Here is an 18,686-nt window from a genome sequence, read left to right on the forward strand (position 1 = left end):
TCGGCAGAACGGGTGAGGATCAGCCGATCAGGTGCTTCATGGCCAGCTGGTTGAGGTTCACGAAGCCGTATTCGCGCTCGGCCGCCTTGTCCACGTCGAAGTTCTCGTAGGTGGAGGTGTCGGCGAGGAAGTCGGTGAGCGACTCGCCGGCGGCCAGGGTGGACTCGCCGAGCTCGTAGACGCCGGAGGCCTTGAGCGCGGCCTGGACCTCTGAGTCCGCGCGGAAGGCCTTGGCCTTGTCCGCGAGCATGGTGACCATCTCGACGTTGGCCTTCGCCGAGTCCCAGATGCCCTGCACGTAGTCCGTGCGGGAGGGCTTGTAGTCGAAGTGCATCCAGCCGTCATACTTCGGTCCGCCGCCGGGGAAGCCGTTGACCAGCAGGTCGATGGTGAAGAAGGCCGAGGCCAGTTCGCCGTGGCCGAAGACCAGGTCCTGGTCGTACTTGATGGAGCGCTGACCGTTGAGGTCGATGTGGAAGAGCTTGCCCGCCCACAGCGCCTGGGCGATGCCGTGGGTGAAGTTCAGCCCGGCCATCTGCTCGTGACCGGTCTCCGGGTTCAGTCCGACGATGTCGCCGTGCTCGAGCTTCGCGATGAAGCCCAGCGCGTGACCGATGGTGGGCAGGAAGATGTCGCCGCGGGGCTCGTTGGGCTTGGGCTCCAGCGCGATGCGCAGGTCGTAGCCCTTGTCCTTGATGTAGCTGGCGATGGTGTCCACGCCTTCGGCGTAGCGCTCGTGAGCAGCGAAGAGGTCCTTGGAGCCGTCGTACTCGGCGCCCTCGCGGCCGCCCCACATCACGAAGGTCTCGGCGCCGAACTCAGCGGCGCGGTCGACGTTGCGCAGCAGCTTCCGCAGGCCGAAGCGGCGCACGGAGCGATCGTTGGAGGTGAGCCCGCCGTCCTTGAAGACCGGGTGGGAGAAGGTGTTGGTGGTGACCATCTCGACCTTCAGGCCGACCTCGTCCGCGACCTCCTTGAAGCGGGTGAAGTACTTCTCCCGCGCGGAGTCGTCGGTGCCGAAGGGTGCGACGTCGTCGTCGTGGAAGGTGACACCGGAGGCGCCGGCCTCCTTCAGCTTCGGCAGGTACTCCCACGGCTCGAACTCGGGGCGGGAGGCCGAACCGAACTGGTCCTGCGCGGTCCATCCGACGGTCCAGAGACCGAAGGAGAGCTTGTAGTCAGATGCTGGCGTCGATGCCATGGGGGCCTCCTGCAAGGATTGTTCCGGGTGCACCGGGAAGGCTGTGACCCGGCACTCATTTTGTTTCTAGATGTAACCTAAATCGTATTGGGGCTAAGATCAAGTCCGTGACCCAAGACACTACCCGCCGGACCGCAGGACCTCGACCGAGCACCGCGTTCGGTGTGACCTCGCGCGGCTCGCTGGCCCGGCTGGGCCGCAGCTCCGGAGACGACCACGGCGACTTCGCCCGCACCCCGCGCGGCGAGGGCGGGGCGAGTGACCACTCCTCCCGTCCCGGCGCCCGCCAGGAGACGCTGCGCGAATCGAACCTGCTGCTGCTGACCGAAGAGATCTTCTCCGCCGTGGAGCCGCTCTCCCGCGCTGACCTGGCGATGCGCACCGGGATGACCCGCTCCACCGTCTCGCGCCTGGTCGATGACCTGCTCGCGGCCGGGATCATCCGGGAGGGATCCCCCGCCGTCGGCGGAGGATCCCGCGGCCGGCCTGCGGTCCCGCTGCACCCGGCGCGTGCGACCCTCGCCGGGCTCGGCGTGGAGATCAGCGTGGACTTCATGGCCGCCCGGGCGCTGGATCTGACCGGGGAGACCCTCGCTGAGGAGATCATCGATGGAGACTTCCGCGGCTCGGATCCTTCCGAGGTGCTGCCCCTGGCCGGCGCGATGGCGCTGCGCGTGGCCCAGCAGGCGACTGCCCGCGGCGCCCGCGTGGTGGGCACGGTTCTGGCGCTGCCCGGCCTGATCGGGGCGGATGAGCACTCGCTGGTGCTGGCGCCGAACCTCGGCTGGCGCGGCGTGGACGCCGTGCCGCTGCTGGTCGGGGAGCACCGCGATGCTTTCGGTGGATTCATCCATGCCGCGAACGAGGCCAAGCTGGCGGCGCTCGCCGTCGCGCAGGAGCTGGCGGCGGCGGATCAGCAGGAACAGACCTTCCTCTACGTCTCTGCGCAGATGGGCATCGGCGCCGCCGTGGTCATCGAATCGGTGGTCGACGTGGGACAGCACGGCTGGGCCGGGGAGATCGGACACATCTCGGTGGAGCCCGAGGGGCCGCAGTGCGGCTGCGGGGCGCTGGGCTGCCTGGAGACCTACGCCGGAAAGCGATCGCTGCTCGCCGCGGCCGGGATGGAGCGCAGCGCCACCGCCCAGGACCTGGTGGAGCTCAGTCAGCGCGACGACGATGCCGGCCGGACCGCCTGCGAGGCGATCGACCGCGCCGGATGGGCGCTGGGCGTGGCCCTGGCCGGGGCGATGAATCTGCTCGACGTCCACGACATCGTGCTCGGCGGGGTCTACGGCCCGCTCGCAGACATGCTGCGTCCGCGCATCGAGAAGGAGCTCAACTCCCGGGTGCTCTCCGCCCAGTGGAGCACCTTCCGGGTGCGCACCGCCTCGAGCCAGGCCGCACCCGCGGCCACCGGCGGTGCGCTGCGCGCGATGCGCTGCGTGGTGGACGCACCGCTGCAGTGGGTCCCGCAGCCCGCCTGAGCCCGGCCGCGGGTCGCCGCAGCTCCGCGAGCCTGAGCCGCGCTGCGGCTTCGGCCGCTGCGCGTCGCAGGCCCGGCGCAGACCGCTGGGTGCAGCAGCCGCAGCGCCTGAACCGTCTCCGCTGAGGGTGCTCAGTCCACCCGGATGGCTTCGATGCTGAAGCCGGTGCGGAACCATTCGCCGGGGACCAGGTGGATCAGGTCCTCGCCGCTGTTGAGCGCATTGGGCGGGCAGGTCATCGGCTCGACCGCGACGCCGGCGCGACCGATCCGTTCGCCGGTGTAGACCTGCACCCAGGGGGAGTCGGCGATCATGCGCACGACGAACCCGGAGGGTCCGTGGACCAGCTCTGCGGTCCATCCCTCCTCGGGGAGATCGGTGAACGCGTGATCGATGCTGCGTCCCGCCAACAGCGGACCATTGGTGAGATCAAAGTCCTGGGAGACCGGTTCGCGGCCGGTCACGGCACCATCGGCCTCGGTGTGGAGCACCGTGCGTGCAGGAAGCCGCAGCCGGCATTCGGTCAGCGACGCCCCGCCGGCGGTCAGGTAGGGGTGGAAGCCTGCGCCGAAGGGCGCGGTCTGTGGCACCGAGGCGGGTGCGGTCTCGGTGCTCACATCGTCACCCTCCTCGAGGGTGGCGTCCGTGGAGGTCGTCTCTCGGTCTTCGCTCGCAGAGGCGGCCAGGTTCAGCTCGGCTGCGTCATCGGCGGCCGCCTCATCCGCTGCCGGGTCGTCGTCCGCGGCGTCAGCGTCCGTGGTGTCGGCGTCCGTGGTCTCTGAGCCGGCGTCCTCGGCCTCCGTCGGGCTGTTGCCCTCCGGGTCCTCCGCGCCGAGCTCAGCGACGTCGTCGTCCTGGTCGACGGTGTCGAGGTCATTCGCATCGAGGTCACTGTCGTCGAGGTCGCTGGCTTCGTGCTCACCGTCGACGAGGTCATCGCTGTCTTTGAGCTGATCGCTGTCGAGATCGGCGTCATCCTGCTCGGTCAGCGGCGCGCCTGCCTCCAGAGCGCCGTCCTCCTCGAGCTCCTCGGGGCGGTAGCGGGCCATCAGGGTCGCGGCGAGGCCGACGTCGGCGGAGACCCGGTAGGTCAGCGCGATGTCGAGGCCGAAGGGGTAGCCCTCCGAGCTCTCCAACCAGCCGGAGAGCTGCACCTCGGACTCCTTCTGGGAGATCACGTGCAGCGGCAGGTCGAGGAGCAGCCCGTGCAGCGCTGCACCGGTGGCCTCCTCGTTGACCGGGAGCATGTGCTCCACGCCCGCGTAGGTGTAGCTGCCGCCCTGGGTCCGATTGGGCCACGGGGCCAGCACGGCGCCGGCGAAGGCGCCTTCGGTCTGTGCGGCGGGCACGATGAGCTCGTCCTCGTGGTGCGTGAGGGTCAGCAGCTGGCCGCCCAACAGGCTGACCTCTGCCGTGTAGCCGCCTCCGGTGATGGAGACCGAGTTCGTCGCGTCCATTAGTGGTGCCTCCTACGAAGCGTCGCAATCCTCCGCGTTTCCCTGACACTGCCCCGACCCGGCTGAAGACCAGGCGGACGATGGCAGTGAAACGCAAAGTTACATGTATGGCAACAGTACCCAAAAGGCGATACTTCGGCCTATTCGTGCCGAACCAGCGCTGGCGGGGGTGCAAGACTGGCTCATAAGGCATAATGACCGGTTACCCCTTTCAAGCGAGTGTGATGACAATGAATATCTCAGCAATGACAGCCTCTGAAAAATTCTCGATCCCCGCCGCCGGCGCCGGTGGCAGCTTCTCCCACACACCCGGGAAGAAGATGGTCTGCCTCGACGTCGACGGCACGATCGTGTTCCACGACGGTCGGATGTCCGACGCCGTGAAGGAAGCCGGTCGCGCCCTGGTCGCCGATGGCCACACCGTCGTGGTCTCGACCGGGCGGTCGCTGCCAGCGACGCTTCCGGTGATCGAGACCTTCGGCATCGAACACGGCTACGCGGTGTGCAGCAACGGCGGAGTGACCGTGCGCATCGATGCGTCCCTGGAGGACGGCTACGAGATTCTGGACCGGCGAGTCTTTGACCCCGCCCCCGCGCTGGACGCGCTGGTGGATCGGCTGCCGAACGCTCGCTACGCCATCGAGACCTCGGTCGGGGACTTTCTGTCCACCGAGCGTTTCGAGGACATGTCCTTCGGACTCGATGCCCGCGGTGTGAGCTTCCAGGAGATGAAGGAGGCCGAAGCCGTCCGGCTGGTGGTGAACTCCACCGAGTCCACGGCCGAGGAGTTCGCCGTCGCGGTGCAGAGCATCGGACTGCACGGGGTGACCTACTCGGTGGGCTGGTCGGCCTGGCTGGACATCGCCGCCGCCGGCGTCACCAAGGGCTCCTCTCTCGAGACGCTGCGTGAACGGCTCGAGGTGCCCGCGGAGGACACCGTCGCCGTGGGTGATGGACGCAATGACATCGAGATGCTGGGCTGGGCCGCTCGCGGCGTGGCCATGGGGCAGGCTCCCCAGGAGGTCATCGACGTGGCCGATGAGCTCACCGCTGCGGTGGAGGACGACGGCCTGGTCCCGGTCCTGCGGAGTCTCCTGACGCAGGACTGAGGGTCCGTACTGCGGGGCAATCCGCTGCACACTCGATGTGAGGTGGCCCGACGGAATGCGCCGGCACGAACGCCCCTGGCTCAGCGCAGAGGCAGCTTCTCGTCTGCGGTGAGCGCGACGTCGTCCTCAGGCTCCTTGTCTCCGCGCCATGCCCGCTTCATGGAAACGACGCATTCCGCGAGGACCCAGACCGCGGCGAAGATGATGATCACGTTGAGTGTGAACAGCAGCCACTCGCCCTCATTGAAGAAGCTGAACACCTGTACCACTGCGGCGTAGGAGCTCATCAGGATCACGAACGCCATGGGGATCAGCACCGGCAGGAACGGGCGCTTCTTGCGCATCAGCATCACCACGATGATGCCCAGCGTCAGCGAGGCCAGCAGCTGGTTGGTGGTGCCGAACAGCGGCCAGATCAGCATGCCGCCGGAACCGTCTGCGCCCTGTGAGAAGGTCAGGCCGCCACCGATGACGACCACGACGATCGTGGCGGTGAGAACACCGATCCGGACCCTGGCCAGCTCGCCGATCTCCTGTACCACGAAGCGCATCAGGCGCACCCCGGTGTCCATGGTGGTCGCAGCGAAGAGCACCGCCATGGTCGCCAGAATCGTAGCGGAGAGGCCCTCGGGGATTCCCAGGCCGGTGTTCATGATGGTCCCTCCACCCTGGACGAAATTCGCGACCGGACCGTCGTTGTAGGAGGCGTAAACCTCTTCCCACTGGGTGAGTGTTTGGAAGCCCGCGGTGGTGGCGATGATCGCACCCAGCGCCAGCAATCCCTCGCCGACGGCGCCGAAGTAGCCGACGAAGCGAGCGTCGGTCTCGCGGTCGAGCTGCTTCGAGGTCGTGCCGCTGGCCACAGTTCCGTGGAAGCCGGAGATCGCGCCACAGGCGATGGTCACGAATAACAGCGGGACGATCGAGGGGGTGCCCTCAGGGACGTTGGTGTTGAAGGCCGGGGCCACGATGGTCGGAGTGGCGATCATGGTGGCGCCGTAGAGGATCCCCAGACCGATGAACAGCTGCACGCCGTTGATGTAGTCGCGGGGCTGCAGCAGCACCCATACCGGCAGCAATGAGGCGATGCCGGCGTAGAGGAAGAGCAGGATGATCCAGACGCCGTTGGGCGCGAGGCCGAAGGTGCTCTCGGGGAGGCTGATCGGGTAGGTGTCGCCGAGTACGATCAGCGCGTAGAGGGCTATGACGCCCACGGCGGTCACGGCCAGCAGGTTCCAGCGGAAGCGGTAGATCGCCTGGCCCACCGCCAGGGCCACGATCAGTGCGCCCCAGGTTGGGATGACCGACCCCGGCTGGGCGACCAGCAGGTCCGAGATCACCACGGCAAAGGCGGCGACCACCATCAGCAGCAGCAGGAACACCACCACCAGGAACAGATTGCGGCCGCGGGCGCTGATGTAACGGCCCGAGAGTGTGCCGATGGACTGTCCGCGGTTGCGCTGGGAGGCCCAGAGTGCACCCAGGTCATGCATGCCAGCCATGAACACGGTGCCGAGGGTGACCCACAGGAAGGCCGGCAGCCAGCCCCAGATCACGGCGACCGCGGGACCTACGATGGGTGCCGCGCCGGCCACCGAGGTGAAGTGGTGCCCCCAGAGCACGTAACGGTTAGTGGGGACGTAATCCACGCCGTCGTTGAACTGGTGTGCCGGAGTCTTGAACTCCGCGTTGAGCCTGTAGACCTTCTTCGCGAGGAACCGCGAATACAGGAAATAACCGCTCAGCATCATGGCGATGCCGATCACGGCGATGACCAGAGAATTAACCCCGTCCATATTGTCCTCCTCATTGAGGGTCGCCTACTCCAGGGCAGGCGCCGGCTGCGGTGCGATTGATGTGATGGCAGACATAGTACGCAGATTGTGTGATCGGGGACACCGCGGTCCCGCGCGTTGTGCCTGATCTGAGGGGTCCGTAGGCTGAAGCGTGGGGACGCCGACCGAGAATCAGCCGATTCGCAACTGAAGAGCAGAAGGTGCGCCATGACCGCCAGCCCGATCTCACCCGTGAAGAACCCGCTTCCGAAGGCCTCCCTGGCGGAGACCGCTCAGGTGCTCCGAGACGTGCAGGGACCGATGGTCGCCAAGGGGCCCATCATCAGGCGCCCGAAGGTGGTGGCAGCCTCGGAGCGCTTCGACCTCGACGGCCGGGGCGTGCGTCGGGCGCAGGTCTTGTCCGACAAATATGGCCGCGGACCGCTGATGCTGAACATCCCGGGCCGCAAGATGGCGCTGATCCTCGATCCCGACGACGTCCACCGCGTGCTGGATGACTCTCCTGAGCCCTTCGCCACCGCCGAGACGCTCAAGCGCCACGCGCTGAAGCACTTCGAGCCCAAGGTCGCGCTGATCTCCCACGGCGAAGAGCGCACCCAGCGACGGCGACTCAACGAACACACGCTTGACCACGGGCACCCGATCCACCAGATGGCGGCCACGTTCATGCCCGCTGTGCAGCAGGAGGCGGAGGCCCTGCTGGAGGAGGCGCGCACAGCAGGCGGCGTCCTGGAGTACAAGCCCTTCCTCGACGCCTGGTTCCGGATCGTGCGACGAGTCGTCCTGGGCGACTCCGCGCGGGAAGACACCGACCTGACGCAGCTGACCGAGAAGCTTCGCGGGGACGGCAACTGGGCGTTCCTCAAGCCGGTGGACAAGACCGGGCGGGCCGCGCTGCTGGCGCAGATGCAGGCGGCACTGGACCGTGCGGAGCCGGGCAGCCTCGCGGCGTTCATGACTCAGCAGCCGCAGGGTTCCGCAGCGGAGCCGGCCCAGCAGATCCCGCAATGGCTCTTCGCGTTCGACCCCGCCGGGATGGCCACCTTCCGCGCGCTGGCGCTGCTGAGCGCCCACCCCGCGACCCTTGACGCCGTCAAGCGCCAGATCCGCGAGGAGCAGCAGGAGACCGCTCCGTTGCTGCCGTTGCTGCGCTCCACGGTCCTGGAGTCGCTGCGGCTCTGGCCCACCACACCGATGATCCTGCGCGAGACCACGACCGAGGTGGAGTTCGCCCATGGAGTGATGCCCGCGGGAACCTCCGTGCTGGTGTTCGCGCCGTTCTTCCACCGCGATGACCGACAGCTGGACTTCGCGCACCGCTTCGCTCCGGAGCTCTGGGAGCGACCGCGCACCCGCGAGGACTGGCCGCTGGTGCCCTTCAGCGCCGGCCCGGGTCTGTGCCCTGGGCGGCATCTGGTGCTGCTGCTGACCTCGAAGTTCATGGCGGAGATCCTCAGCCGCGCAGACCTGGAGCTGGAGTCCCACACCCTGGACCCGGACAACCTGCCCTCGCTGCTGAACAACTTCGGGCTGCGCTTCACGGTCAGCTGAGCGGCTCGCCGGGTACCCGGAGCTGAAGCAGGCGGCACCGCTAGGATCGAGTGATGCCACAGCCCAGTGACCACGAGGTGACTCCCGCGCAGACCCCCGCACGCACCCTGGAGGAGCTCTGGCCGCCCTTCGGGCTGCGCATCGAGTCTCCCCGCCTCGAGCTGCGCGTCGTGCGTGAGACCGACTTCCCCGCCTACGCCGCGGCCGCCGCCTCGGGGGTCACCCACACCAGTAGAAACCCATTCCGTTTCGCCTGGAACGAGAAGGGGCCGAAGGATCTGGTCAAGGCATCTCTGCCGTTCCTCTGGTCCACCCGTCCAAGCATCGGCCCGGATCACTGGTACCTGGCGTTCGGGATCTTCGTCAAAGACGCCGACGGCGCGGAGGGCTCCGCAGCCCAGGAGTCCGGCGAGCTGATCGGGATGCAGGGCTGTTACGCCCATGACTGGCCGATCCTGCGCACGGTCAGCTCCGGCAGCTGGCTGCGTGCGGATCGGCAGGGTCAGGGGCTGGGCACGGAGGCCCGGGCTGCGATGCTGCTCTGGGCCTTCGACCACTTCGGCGCCGAGTATGCCGAGTCCGGCGCGTACACCTCGAACGAACGCTCCCGGCGGGTCTCCGAGACTCTGGGCTACTTCACCTCCGGCACCCGCCGGGTCCCCGACGCCCATGGCGAGAAGACTGAATGGGAGCACATGTTCCGGCTGCCGAAGAACGACCTGCTCCGACCGTCCTGGCAGATCCAGGTCACCGGCAACGATGAGCTCAAGAGTTTCTACGGCCATGACTGAACCCCAGACAAGCTCCACGCGGAAGACGACACGGTCACCCACGACGACGACGCCGCCAGCACTGCCCGTGAGCGCCGACTGGGTCCGCGCCGTCGTCACGGGCGCCCAGCACATCCCGGCCCCGGCCGGCCCCGGAGACTATGGAAGCGCTGCGGAGGTGCTGCGCGGGATCGGGCTGATCCAGCTGGACCCGCTGACCCGGGTCTCCACGGCTCAGCGGCTCACCACGCTGACCCGGCTGCCGCGCAGCGCCCGGGCCGAGGATGTCGACTCCTCGCTCTGGCCGGCCGGAGCTCCGCTGCATGGGGCCCCGGTCTCCTTCGAGGCCTTCACCAAGGTGGCCTGCGTGTTCCCGATCGAGGACTGGCCGCTGCTGCAGCTGCGCCGGGAACGGGTCCGCGAGACCCATGCGCTCGGCCTGGATCCTCGGATGCGCGCCCAGATCCGCGAGGTGGTCGCCGCGACGGAGAACGGCGCCCAGATCGGTGCCATCGAGGCTGCGATGGGGGCCGCGCGCACCACCGGATGGAACTGGTCTCAGATCAAGCACGCCGCCGAGCTGATGGTCCGTACCGGGGAGCTGGTGATCACCGCGCGCAACGGGATCATCCGGCTCTTCGACCTTCCCGAACGTGCCCTGCCGCAGGAGATCCTTGAGGCCGCCCACCTTCCGCCGGATCAGCTGCGCGCCGCTCTTGCGCGCCGCGCCGCCGGCACCTTGGCCGTGATGACCGTGGCCGACTTCGCCCACCACTATCACCTCTCCGCCCCCGACGCCGCCCGTGGGATCGAGCTGGCCGGACTGGCTCCGCTGCAGGTCCAGGGGTGGAAGGACCTCGCCTACTGCCTCCCGCAGCTGCGCGATGAGGCGCCCGGCGCAGGGACCTCGGTCGTCGGCGGCACCTCCGAGCCGGGAACCCCCGAGCCGGGCACCGGCCCGGCAGCCCGGTCACGACTGATCGGCCCCTTCGACCCGCTCCTGCGTGACCGCGGGCGGGCTCGCAGGATCTACGACTTCGACTACACCTTCGAGGCCTACGTGCCCAGGACGAAGCGGCTCTATGGCCACTATGTGATGGCGGTGCTCTCCGGTGCCGAGATGGTGGGCCGGGTGGATCTCCAACGCGTGGGCGAGGTGCTGCAGATCAACCGGATCTTCCCCGAGCCGGGACACAGCACCCGCTCGGTCACCGCCCGCGCCCGCGCCGGAGCCAGGACGCTGGGAGCCCAGCTCGGGATCGAGGTGGAGCTTCCCGGCCGTCCCGACGACCGGTGACCGTGGACCGCCAGGACCGCCAGGACCGTTGACCGGGTGCAATGTGTACGCTTGGGCGTGGAAGCGGACGCGCACCGGAGCGCTCTCATGGGCACCCGGCGCGGCCGCACAGCAGTGCTCTTGACGCTCAACACTAGGAGAATCCGTGGCCCTGACTCACGATGTCACCGTCGAAATCCCTGAAGGCTCCCGCGTGAAGTACGAGATCGACCACGAGACCCACCGTCTCCGTCTCGACCGCGTGCTCTTCACCCCCATGCAGTACCCCACTCACTACGGGTACTTCGATGACACCCTCGGGGAGGACGGCGACCCGCTGGACGCGATGGTCTGGATCCCGGGCGTGGACCTGGTCCCCGGCGTCGTCGTGGAGTCCCGCCCGGTGGGCGTGCTGAACATGACCGACGACGGCGGCGGCGACGCGAAGCTGCTCTGCGTCCCCAAGGACAAGCGCTTCGACCACATCCAGGAGCTCGAGGATGTAGATCAGTGGACGCGCCAGGAGATCGAGCACTTCTTCACCCGCTACAAGGACCTCGAGCCCGGCAAGTGGGTCAAGATCGAGGGCTGGGCCGGACGCGCCGAGGCCGAGGCCGAGCTGACCCGCTCCATCGAGCGCTTCAAGGGCTGATCCAGCCCCACTTCCCATCGAGTGGGCGATCTGCGGGGCTCTTCCGCCGTTCTGGCCGGTCATTCCGCCGCAGACCGCCCACTCGATGTGTGCCCGCCGGCATCTTCCGCGCCCCGGCGCGCGCGGACCACGTCACCCGAACACGCAAAGGCCGCCTGCATGACCTCCCCACAGCCCGTCGCGCTGGTCACCGGAGCCTCCTCCGGGATCGGAGCCGCGACGGCCCGCCGGCTCGCCGCCGCCGGATACCTCGTCTACGGGGCTGCGCGCCGCGCTGAACGCCTCGAGGAGCTGCGCGGCGACGGCGTCGTGCCGCTGGTGCTGGACCTGCTCGACGAGGGTTCGCTGACCAGCGCGGTCACACGGATCCGCGAAGACACCGGTCGGCTCGACCTGCTGGTCAACAACGCCGGCTACGGCGCCTTCGGGGCGGTGGAGGACGTTCCGATGGAGGAGGCGCGCCGGCAGTTCGAGGTCAATCTCTTCGGCCTGGCCCGCCTGGTGCAGCTGAGTCTGCCGATGATGCGCTCCCACGGCACCGGCACGATCATCAACGTCTCCTCGGTCGCCGGACGGGTCGCCGGACCCCTGGGCGGCTGGTACCACGCGACGAAGTTCGCGCTGGAGGGCTTCAGCGACTCGCTGCGCCAGGAAGTTGCGCCCTTCGGGATCCGCGTGGTCGTGGTCCAGCCGGGCGCGATCAGGACCGAGTGGGGCGCGAATGCGCTTGTTGCGGCCCGCAGCGCCTCGGGCGAGGGGCATTACTCCCATCGGGTCGAGCGCCTGGCCCGAGGCATCCTGAACCCCGACGGCGTGCAGCGTCGCGCCTCCGGACCCGAGCTGATCGCCCGGGTGATCGAACGGGCAGCGGGCTCGCCACGTCCAAGGACCCGCTACGCGTTGGGCCACCTGGCCTGGGCCGGGCTCTTCGGCCGCCGGATGCTCAGTGACAGGCTGCTGGACCAGATCACCGGACGGGTGATGGGCTGAACCTCGACAGCGTGGACTGAGCGTGGACGGAGCGCAGCCGTCGGCTGTGTCCGGGCTCGGCCGCCGGGCTGGTGCCCGGCCCTGGCGTCGAGGTTGTTGTGATGTGATGGAGCGATGAACAGCATCTCCACGGCCCGAGCCAGCGACCTGATGATCAACTGGGAGCTCGCCGGCACGACGGCGGCACGAGTCGCCCCGGCAGGACCCCGGTTCAGCGCAGCCCAGGTCAGCCAAGAGGTGGCCGCGCTGCGCAGCGCCGCCGCGGAGGCCGTGGACCACGTGCACCGGATCACCGGTCTGGAGGTCGCACGGGACCTCGGCACCGATCCCGCCGAGACCTTGGTGGTGGATCGCGCGACCTGGTCCAAGGCCAATGTGGAGAGCTTCCGCGAGCTGCTGGGCCCGGCGCTGAAGATCGCCCTGGAGCAGAAGCCCGAACTCGGCAAAGAGGGCTCCAACGCCCAGGTCTTCGGATCCTCCTTCGCCGGCGCCGAGCTCGGCGCGGTGCTGGCGTTCCTCTCCGCCAACGTGCTCGGGCAGTTCGACCCCTTCACCCAGAACCGGCTGATCCTGGTCGCTCCGAACATCGTGGAGATCACCAAGGAGCTCAACGTGGTGCCCGAGGACTTCCGACTCTGGGTATGCCTGCATGAGCAGACCCACCGGGTTCAGTTCGCCGCCGCCCCCTGGCTCGCGGATCACCTCAAGTCCAAGATCACCCAGCTGAGCTCCTCCACCATGGGCATGGCCTCAGGGCTGGGGGACCGGCTCGGCGAGGTGATCGAGCAGATGCGGGCCGGCCGCGGGCTGATCGAGGTCATCCAGACCCCGCAGGACCGCGAGACGATGTCCCACCTCACCGCGGTGATGAGCCTGCTCGAGGGCCACGCCAACGTCATCATGGACGGCGTCGACGCCTCGATCGTGCCCTCCGTGAAGACCATCCGGCGGCGGTTCGAGGCCCGCGGGAAGACCCGCACTCCACTGGAGAAGTTCATCCGCAAGCTGCTTCAGCTCGACGTGAAGGCCGCCCAGTACCGGGACGGACAGAAGTTCGTGGGTCACATCGTGGACACCATCGGAATGGACTCCTTCAACATCATCTGGGAGTCGCCCGAGCACCTGCCCACCGAGCACGAGCTCCACCACCCGCAGGAATGGATCGAGCGCATGGGACTGGCGTGAGCCCACGCTTCCCTCACTCGGTCAACCGCGCCCGGCGCGCGGTGGAGGCCGCCCTGGACCCCGAGGGTCTGACCCTGGTGGCCTGCTCCGGGGGAGCAGACTCCCTCGCCCTGGCCGCCGCGGCAGCCTTCCACCGCGCGCGGGACTCGGCCCGGGTGGGCGCCGTCGTCGTCGACCATCAGCTGCACCCGGAGAGCGAGCAGGTCACCGCGACGACGCTGGCCCAGCTCACCCGCCTGGGCCTGACACCGGTGATCTCGGTGACGGCGAGCGTGGACCCCGACTCGGGGGAGGGCCCCGAGGCGGCCGCCCGCACGGCCCGCTACCGCGGGTTCGCGCAGGCCATGGCGCAGACCGGCGCCACCCGGATCCTGCTGGCCCACACCCGCGACGACCAGGCCGAACAGGTCCTGCTCGGCCTCGCCCGCGGCTCCGGCACGCGCACCCTGGCAGGCATCCCCGCCGTGCGCGGACCGTTCCGGCGACCGCTGCTGGGACTCACCCGGGCAGACACCGAGGAGATCTGCGCCCACGCGCAGCTGGACCCCTGGCAGGATCCGACCAACGCCGACCCCCGCTTCCTGCGCTCCCGGGTCCGCACCGAGATCCTGCCCTACCTCGAGGCCCAGCTCAGCGGGTCCATCCGGGAGTCGCTGGCGCGCACCGCACAGATCGCGGCCGAGGACGCGGCCTATCTGGAGGACGAGGCGAAGTCCCGGTTCGCCCGGCTGCTCGAGGATCCCGGACCGCAGGGGGAGCTGCGCATGGAGCTGCAGGCGCTGCTGGCCGCGCCACCGGCGATCCGCCGCCGGGTCATCGCGCTCGCCGTCGTCGCCGCCGGCGGATCCACCCCCTCCTTCGAACGCCTCGCAGCGGTGGAGAAGCTCCTCGCCAAGACCGGCTCGGCGGGCCCGATCGAGCTCGAGGGCGGGGTCCTCGCGCACCGCGGGACGCGGGGGAGCCCGGACTATGCGAAACTTGTCATCGTTCCACGCCTGAACTGAGGAACGCGAGACTCACCTACAAGGAGCTGGACACCACCCATGGACGCTCAGGATGTCAGTGCAGATCTCACCGAGGTGCTCTACACCAAGGAAGAGATCAACGCGAAGATCAAAGAACTGGCCGCGGTCATCGACCGTGACTACGCAGACAAGGACGTGCTGCTGGTCGGAGTCCTCAAGGGCGCCGTCATGGTCATGGCCGATCTGGCCCGGGCGCTGCGCTCCCACGTGACCATGGACTGGATGGCGGTGTCCTCCTACGGCTCCGGCACCAAGTCCTCCGGAGTGGTGCGCATCCTCAAGGACCTCGATGCAGACCTGATGAACCGCCACGTGCTCATCGTCGAGGACATCATCGACTCCGGGCTGACGCTCTCCTGGCTCAAGACGAACCTGGAGTCCCGCGGACCGGCGTCACTGGAGATCTGCACCCTCTTCCGCAAGCCCGACGCCGTGAAGGTCGACATCGACGTGAAGTACGTCGGCATGGACATCCCGAACAAGTTCGTCGTCGGCTACGGCCTGGACTTCGCCGAGAAGTACCGCAACCTCGACTGCGTCGGGATCCTGGCTCCGCACGTCTACCAGTGAGCTGGCGGCGAACGTCGCCGGACAGGTTACCCGTGTGACGTGGAGCCCGAGTACCTTTAGAGGCCCTGGCAGTCGAGCAAGGCCAGGCACATCTGCGTCTGACGGAGCTGCATGAACTTCAAGAAGATCTTCACCGGACCACTGTTCTGGATCGTGCTGGCAGTGGTGCTGCTGCTGCTTGTCGTGCCCTTGATGTTCTCCTCCTCGGCCAACGGCCAGCGGGTGGACACCAACGTCGGCATGGAGCTCCTCGCCGACGGCGAGGTCGTCGAGGCCTCGGTGGAGGACGGCGACCAGCGCGTCGACCTGAACCTGAGCTCACCGTATGAGCAGGACGGGGAGGAAGTCGGCGACGTCGTCCACTTCTTCTACTCCACCGCTCGCGCCGAGACCGTGGTCCAAGCCATCGCCGACGCCGACCTCGACGGCTACACCGACGAGCCGGAGCAGTCCAACTGGCTCCTCTCCATGCTCGGCTTCATGATCCCCTTCCTGATCATCGCGCTGCTGTTCATCTGGCTGCTGACCCGGATGTCCGGCGGCAACTCCCGGGTGATGCAGTTCGGCAAGTCCAAGGCGAAGATGTTCGACAAGGACATGCCCCAGGTCGCCTTCGGCGACGTGGCCGGCGCGGAAGAGGCCGTGGAGGAGCTCCACGAGATCAAGGAGTTCCTCTCCGAGCCCGAGAAGTTCCAGCGCCTGGGCGCGAAGATCCCCAAGGGCGTGCTGCTCTACGGCGCCCCGGGCACCGGCAAGACCCTGCTCGCCAAGGCCGTGGCCGGCGAGGCCGGGGGAGCCTTCTACTCGATCTCCGGCTCGGACTTCGTGGAGATGTTCGTCGGCGTCGGCGCCTCCCGTGTGCGCGACCTCTTCAAGCAGGCCAAGGAGAACGCCCCGGCGATCATCTTCGTCGACGAGATCGACGCCGTGGGCCGCCAGCGCGGCGCCGGCGTGGGCGGCGGCAACGACGAGCGCGAACAGACCCTGAACCAGCTCCTGGTGGAGATGGACGGCTTCGACGCCAACACCAACATCATCGTCATCGCCGCGACCAACCGCCCCGACGTCCTGGACCCGGCGCTGCTGCGCCCCGGGCGCTTCGACCGCCAGATCCCCGTGGAGGCCCCCGACTTCGCGGGCCGGCGCGCGATCCTCGAGGTCCACGCCAAGGGCAAGCCGATGGTCGAGGACGTCGACCTCAAGGCCGTGGCGCGCAAGACCCCGGGCTACACCGGCGCTGACCTCGCCAACGTGCTCAACGAGGCCGCCCTGCTCACCGCGCGCTCCAACGCCGACCTGATCGATGACCGCGCGATCGACGAGGCCATCGACCGGGTCATGGCCGGACCGCAGAAGCGGACCCGGATGATGAAGGACCACGAGCGTCGCGTCACCGCCTACCACGAGGGCGGACACGCCCTGGTCGCGGCGGCGCTGAACTACTCCGCGCCGGTCACCAAGATCACCATCCTGCCGCGCGGACGCGCCCTGGGCTACACGATGGTCGTGCCGGAGGAGGACAAGTACTCCACCACCCGCAACGAGCTGCTCGACACCATCGCCTACGCCATGGGCGGCCGGGTGGCCGAGGAGATCGTCTTCCAGGACCCCTCCACCGGGGCAGCGAACGACATCCAGAAGGCCACCGAGACCGCCCGCCGGATGGTCACCGAATACGGCATGAGCGCCCGGGTGGGCTCCGTGAAGCTCGGCTCTTCAGACACCAGCCCCTTCCTGGGACGTGAGATGGCCCAGGGCAAGGAGTACTCCGAGGACCTCGCCGCGGTCATCGACGCCGAGGTCCGCGCCATCATCGACGAGGCCCACGACGAGGCCTATCACGCGCTGCACGAGAACCGGCACGTGCTGGACCGCCTTGCCGAGGAGCTGCTGCGGGTGGAGACGCTCAACGCCAAGGAGGTCGCCGCGATCTTCCACGACGTGATCAAGCGTCCGGTGCGCCAGGTCTGGGAGTCCTCCCCGGGCCGTCCGGTCACCATCACCTCCGAGGTCGTGCCGGAGGATGAGCGGGACCCCGAATATCAGTTCGGCGGCGAGAACCACGATGCCTGAGCGTCCTGCGCCGGCCGGTGCGCCGGCACCGCTCGAGGGCTCGGTGGACCTGCCGCGGATCGAGGCGGCGGTGCGTGAGATCCTGCTCGCCGTCGGTGAGGATCCCGAGCGCGACGGCCTCCAGGGCACACCCTCACGGGTCGCCCGGGCCTACGAGGAGGCCTTCCAGGGTCTGCGCGAGGACCCGGCCGAGCTGATGTCGACCACCTTCGACATCGGCCACGAGGAGCTCGTGCTGGTCCGCGACGTCCCCTTCTACTCGATGTGTGAGCACCACCTGGTGCCCTTCTTCGGCCACGCCCACATCGGCTACATCCCGTCCCCGGAGGGCAAGGTCACCGGCCTGAGCAAGCTGGCCCGGCTGGTGGACATCTTCGCCAAGCGTCCTCAGGTCCAGGAGCAGCTCACCACCCAGGTGGTCGACGCCCTGGTGGAGCACCTGGCGCCGGGCGGGGCGATGGTCGTCGTGGAGGCCGAGCACCTGTGCATGTCCATGCGCGGGGTCTCCAAACCCGGAGCGCGGACCATCACCTCGGCGGTGCGCGGCCAGCTCCGCGACGCCGCCACCCGCGCCGAGGCGATGAGCCTGATGCTCCACGGCAGGCCGCACTAGCCTGGCGCCACGGCCCAGCCGCACCTGAGCTCAGTCCCTGCCCCCGGGCCGCCCCCACCGAGACCCAGCCGCCTTCCCAGCCAGTCCAACTGAATCGGAGAGCCAGATGAGCACTTCCATCATGGGGATTCTGAACCTCACCCCGGATTCCTTCTCCGACGGCGGCCGGTTCGACGACGGCGCGGGCACCCCCGACGTGGCGGCCGCGGTCACCGAGGCGCTGCGCATGACACAGGCCGGGGCAGACCTGATCGACGTCGGCGGGGAGTCCACCCGCCCGGGCGCCGAGCCCACCCCGGTGGCAGAGGAGCAGCGCCGGATCCTGCCGGTGCTCGAGGAGCTGCTGGGCTGCGGGATCAGCGTCTCGGTGGACACCCGCCGCGCAGCCACCGCACTGGCCGCGCTGGAATGCGCCGACCGCACCGGGGTGGACCCGCGGACGCTGACCATCAACGATGTCTCCGGGGCACTCACCGACCCGGCCATGCCGGAGCTGATCGCGGAATCCGGGGCGCAGGTCGTGATCACGCACAACCGCGGCGACGCGAAGACCATGGGGTCGCTGACCTCCTACGACTCGCTGCTCGAGGACGTCACGGGCGAGCTGCTCGCCATCCGAGACCGATACCTCGACGCCGGCGCCCGTCGGGACCAGCTCATCCTGGATCCCGGGATCGGGTTCTCCAAGACCCATGAGCAGAACTGGGAGCTCATCCGTGGGCTGGAGGACTTCGTCCGGCTCGGACACCGGGTCCTCTTCGGCGCCTCGCGCAAGGGATTCCTCGCCCCGGTCAGCTCGGGGACGGCACGGGACACCGCCACCGCGGTGCTCTCGGCACTGGCGGCCCAGGCCGGGGTCTGGGGCGTCCGGGTCCACGACGTGCAGTCAAGCCGCGATGCTGTGCAAGTGATCTCCAAGCTGAGAAGCTAG

At 68.5% G+C, this 18,686-nt stretch carries 16 protein-coding genes; 13 read left to right on the forward strand and 3 right to left on the reverse strand.

What is annotated here, in order from left to right:
- Positions 1-19: 19 nt before the first annotated feature.
- On the reverse strand, positions 20-1,201 hold the full coding sequence (xylA, locus tag BCL67_RS04285) for a xylose isomerase (protein WP_106122220.1): 1,182 nt from the start codon (positions 1,199-1,201) through the stop codon (positions 20-22).
- Positions 1,202-1,308: 107 nt separating this feature from the next.
- Here xylA and BCL67_RS04290 point away from each other — a divergent pair, with 107 nt between their 5' ends.
- On the forward strand, positions 1,309-2,688 hold the full coding sequence (locus BCL67_RS04290; RefSeq protein ID WP_146131073.1) for an ROK family transcriptional regulator: 1,380 nt from the start codon (positions 1,309-1,311) through the stop codon (positions 2,686-2,688).
- 131 nt (positions 2,689-2,819) lie between these two features.
- Here the strand turns inward: BCL67_RS04290 and BCL67_RS04295 are convergent, their stop codons facing one another.
- Positions 2,820-4,145 carry an aldose epimerase family protein gene (locus tag BCL67_RS04295; protein WP_106122222.1) on the reverse strand — a complete coding sequence of 442 codons (1,326 nt, stop codon included), beginning with the start codon at positions 4,143-4,145 and terminating at the stop codon, positions 2,820-2,822.
- 320 nt (positions 4,146-4,465) lie between these two features.
- Here BCL67_RS04295 and BCL67_RS04300 point away from each other — a divergent pair, with 320 nt between their 5' ends.
- Positions 4,466-5,254 carry an HAD family hydrolase gene (locus BCL67_RS04300; RefSeq protein WP_106122355.1) on the forward strand — a complete coding sequence of 263 codons (789 nt, stop codon included), beginning with the start codon at positions 4,466-4,468 and terminating at the stop codon, positions 5,252-5,254.
- 80 nt (positions 5,255-5,334) lie between these two features.
- On the opposite strand, the gene BCL67_RS04305 is transcribed toward BCL67_RS04300, so the two are convergent.
- The gene (locus BCL67_RS04305; protein WP_106122223.1) at positions 5,335-7,050 is read right to left on the reverse strand and encodes a carbon starvation CstA family protein; all 1,716 of its coding nucleotides are present in this window, start codon (positions 7,048-7,050) and stop codon (positions 5,335-5,337) included.
- A gap of 207 nt (positions 7,051-7,257) precedes the next feature.
- Here BCL67_RS04305 and BCL67_RS04310 point away from each other — a divergent pair, with 207 nt between their 5' ends.
- From BCL67_RS04310 to folP, 11 genes are all read left to right on the forward strand, one after another.
- Complete coding sequence (locus tag BCL67_RS04310; protein WP_106122224.1) at positions 7,258-8,601, forward strand: cytochrome P450; 1,344 nt, start codon at positions 7,258-7,260, stop codon at positions 8,599-8,601.
- A gap of 53 nt (positions 8,602-8,654) precedes the next feature.
- A complete protein-coding gene (locus BCL67_RS04315) occupies positions 8,655-9,392 on the forward strand; it encodes a GNAT family N-acetyltransferase (protein ID WP_106122225.1) in 738 nt (245 codons plus the stop codon).
- On the forward strand, positions 9,385-10,668 hold the full coding sequence (locus BCL67_RS04320; protein ID WP_181255880.1) for a DNA glycosylase AlkZ-like family protein: 1,284 nt from the start codon (positions 9,385-9,387) through the stop codon (positions 10,666-10,668). Before BCL67_RS04315 ends, BCL67_RS04320 begins: the two co-directional genes overlap by 8 nt.
- Before the next feature lie 151 nt (positions 10,669-10,819).
- Entirely contained in the window at positions 10,820-11,299 is a 480-nt protein-coding gene (locus BCL67_RS04325) for an inorganic diphosphatase (RefSeq protein WP_106122356.1), read from the forward strand.
- 159 nt (positions 11,300-11,458) lie between these two features.
- On the forward strand, positions 11,459-12,289 hold the full coding sequence (locus tag BCL67_RS04330) for an oxidoreductase (protein ID WP_106122227.1): 831 nt from the start codon (positions 11,459-11,461) through the stop codon (positions 12,287-12,289).
- Positions 12,290-12,403: 114 nt separating this feature from the next.
- The gene (locus BCL67_RS04335) at positions 12,404-13,474 is read left to right on the forward strand and encodes a zinc-dependent metalloprotease (RefSeq protein WP_106122228.1); all 1,071 of its coding nucleotides are present in this window, start codon (positions 12,404-12,406) and stop codon (positions 13,472-13,474) included.
- Entirely contained in the window at positions 13,471-14,478 is a 1,008-nt protein-coding gene (tilS, locus tag BCL67_RS04340) for a tRNA lysidine(34) synthetase TilS (protein WP_258174751.1), read from the forward strand. Before BCL67_RS04335 ends, tilS begins: the two co-directional genes overlap by 4 nt.
- Before the next feature lie 39 nt (positions 14,479-14,517).
- On the forward strand, positions 14,518-15,069 hold the full coding sequence (hpt, locus tag BCL67_RS04345) for a hypoxanthine phosphoribosyltransferase (protein WP_106122230.1): 552 nt from the start codon (positions 14,518-14,520) through the stop codon (positions 15,067-15,069).
- Between the two features lie 111 nt (positions 15,070-15,180).
- Entirely contained in the window at positions 15,181-17,142 is a 1,962-nt protein-coding gene (gene ftsH / locus BCL67_RS04350; RefSeq protein ID WP_106122231.1) for an ATP-dependent zinc metalloprotease FtsH, read from the forward strand.
- Entirely contained in the window at positions 17,135-17,755 is a 621-nt protein-coding gene (folE, locus tag BCL67_RS04355) for a GTP cyclohydrolase I FolE (RefSeq protein ID WP_106122232.1), read from the forward strand. The genes ftsH and folE overlap by 8 nt, the downstream gene beginning before the upstream one ends.
- A 106-nt stretch (positions 17,756-17,861) precedes the next feature.
- The gene (folP, locus tag BCL67_RS04360; RefSeq protein WP_106122233.1) at positions 17,862-18,686 is read left to right on the forward strand and encodes a dihydropteroate synthase; all 825 of its coding nucleotides are present in this window, start codon (positions 17,862-17,864) and stop codon (positions 18,684-18,686) included.

This window comes from Nesterenkonia sandarakina (genome assembly GCF_003003175.1).
GTDB classification, from domain to species: Bacteria; Actinomycetota; Actinomycetes; order Actinomycetales; family Micrococcaceae; genus Nesterenkonia; species Nesterenkonia sandarakina_A.

Bases quoted from the DNA above. Each gene is read 5' to 3' on its own strand.
- folP (WP_106122233.1), top strand. From the start codon at position 17,862: ATGAGCACTTCCATCATGGGGATTCTGAACCTCACCCCGGATTCCTTC.
- BCL67_RS04310 (WP_106122224.1), top strand. From the start codon at position 7,258: ATGACCGCCAGCCCGATCTCACCCGTGAAGAACCCGCTTCCGAAGGCC.
- ftsH (WP_106122231.1), top strand. From the start codon at position 15,181: ATGAACTTCAAGAAGATCTTCACCGGACCACTGTTCTGGATCGTGCTG.
- BCL67_RS04295 (WP_106122222.1), bottom strand. From the start codon at position 4,145: ATGGACGCGACGAACTCGGTCTCCATCACCGGAGGCGGCTACACGGCA.
- xylA (WP_106122220.1), bottom strand. From the start codon at position 1,201: ATGGCATCGACGCCAGCATCTGACTACAAGCTCTCCTTCGGTCTCTGG.
- BCL67_RS04330 (WP_106122227.1), top strand. From the start codon at position 11,459: ATGACCTCCCCACAGCCCGTCGCGCTGGTCACCGGAGCCTCCTCCGGG.
- BCL67_RS04315 (WP_106122225.1), top strand. From the start codon at position 8,655: ATGCCACAGCCCAGTGACCACGAGGTGACTCCCGCGCAGACCCCCGCA.
- BCL67_RS04335 (WP_106122228.1), top strand. From the start codon at position 12,404: ATGAACAGCATCTCCACGGCCCGAGCCAGCGACCTGATGATCAACTGG.
- BCL67_RS04320 (WP_181255880.1), top strand. From the start codon at position 9,385: ATGACTGAACCCCAGACAAGCTCCACGCGGAAGACGACACGGTCACCC.
- hpt (WP_106122230.1), top strand. From the start codon at position 14,518: ATGGACGCTCAGGATGTCAGTGCAGATCTCACCGAGGTGCTCTACACC.
- BCL67_RS04305 (WP_106122223.1), bottom strand. From the start codon at position 7,050: ATGGACGGGGTTAATTCTCTGGTCATCGCCGTGATCGGCATCGCCATG.
- folE (WP_106122232.1), top strand. From the start codon at position 17,135: ATGCCTGAGCGTCCTGCGCCGGCCGGTGCGCCGGCACCGCTCGAGGGC.
- BCL67_RS04300 (WP_106122355.1), top strand. From the start codon at position 4,466: ATGGTCTGCCTCGACGTCGACGGCACGATCGTGTTCCACGACGGTCGG.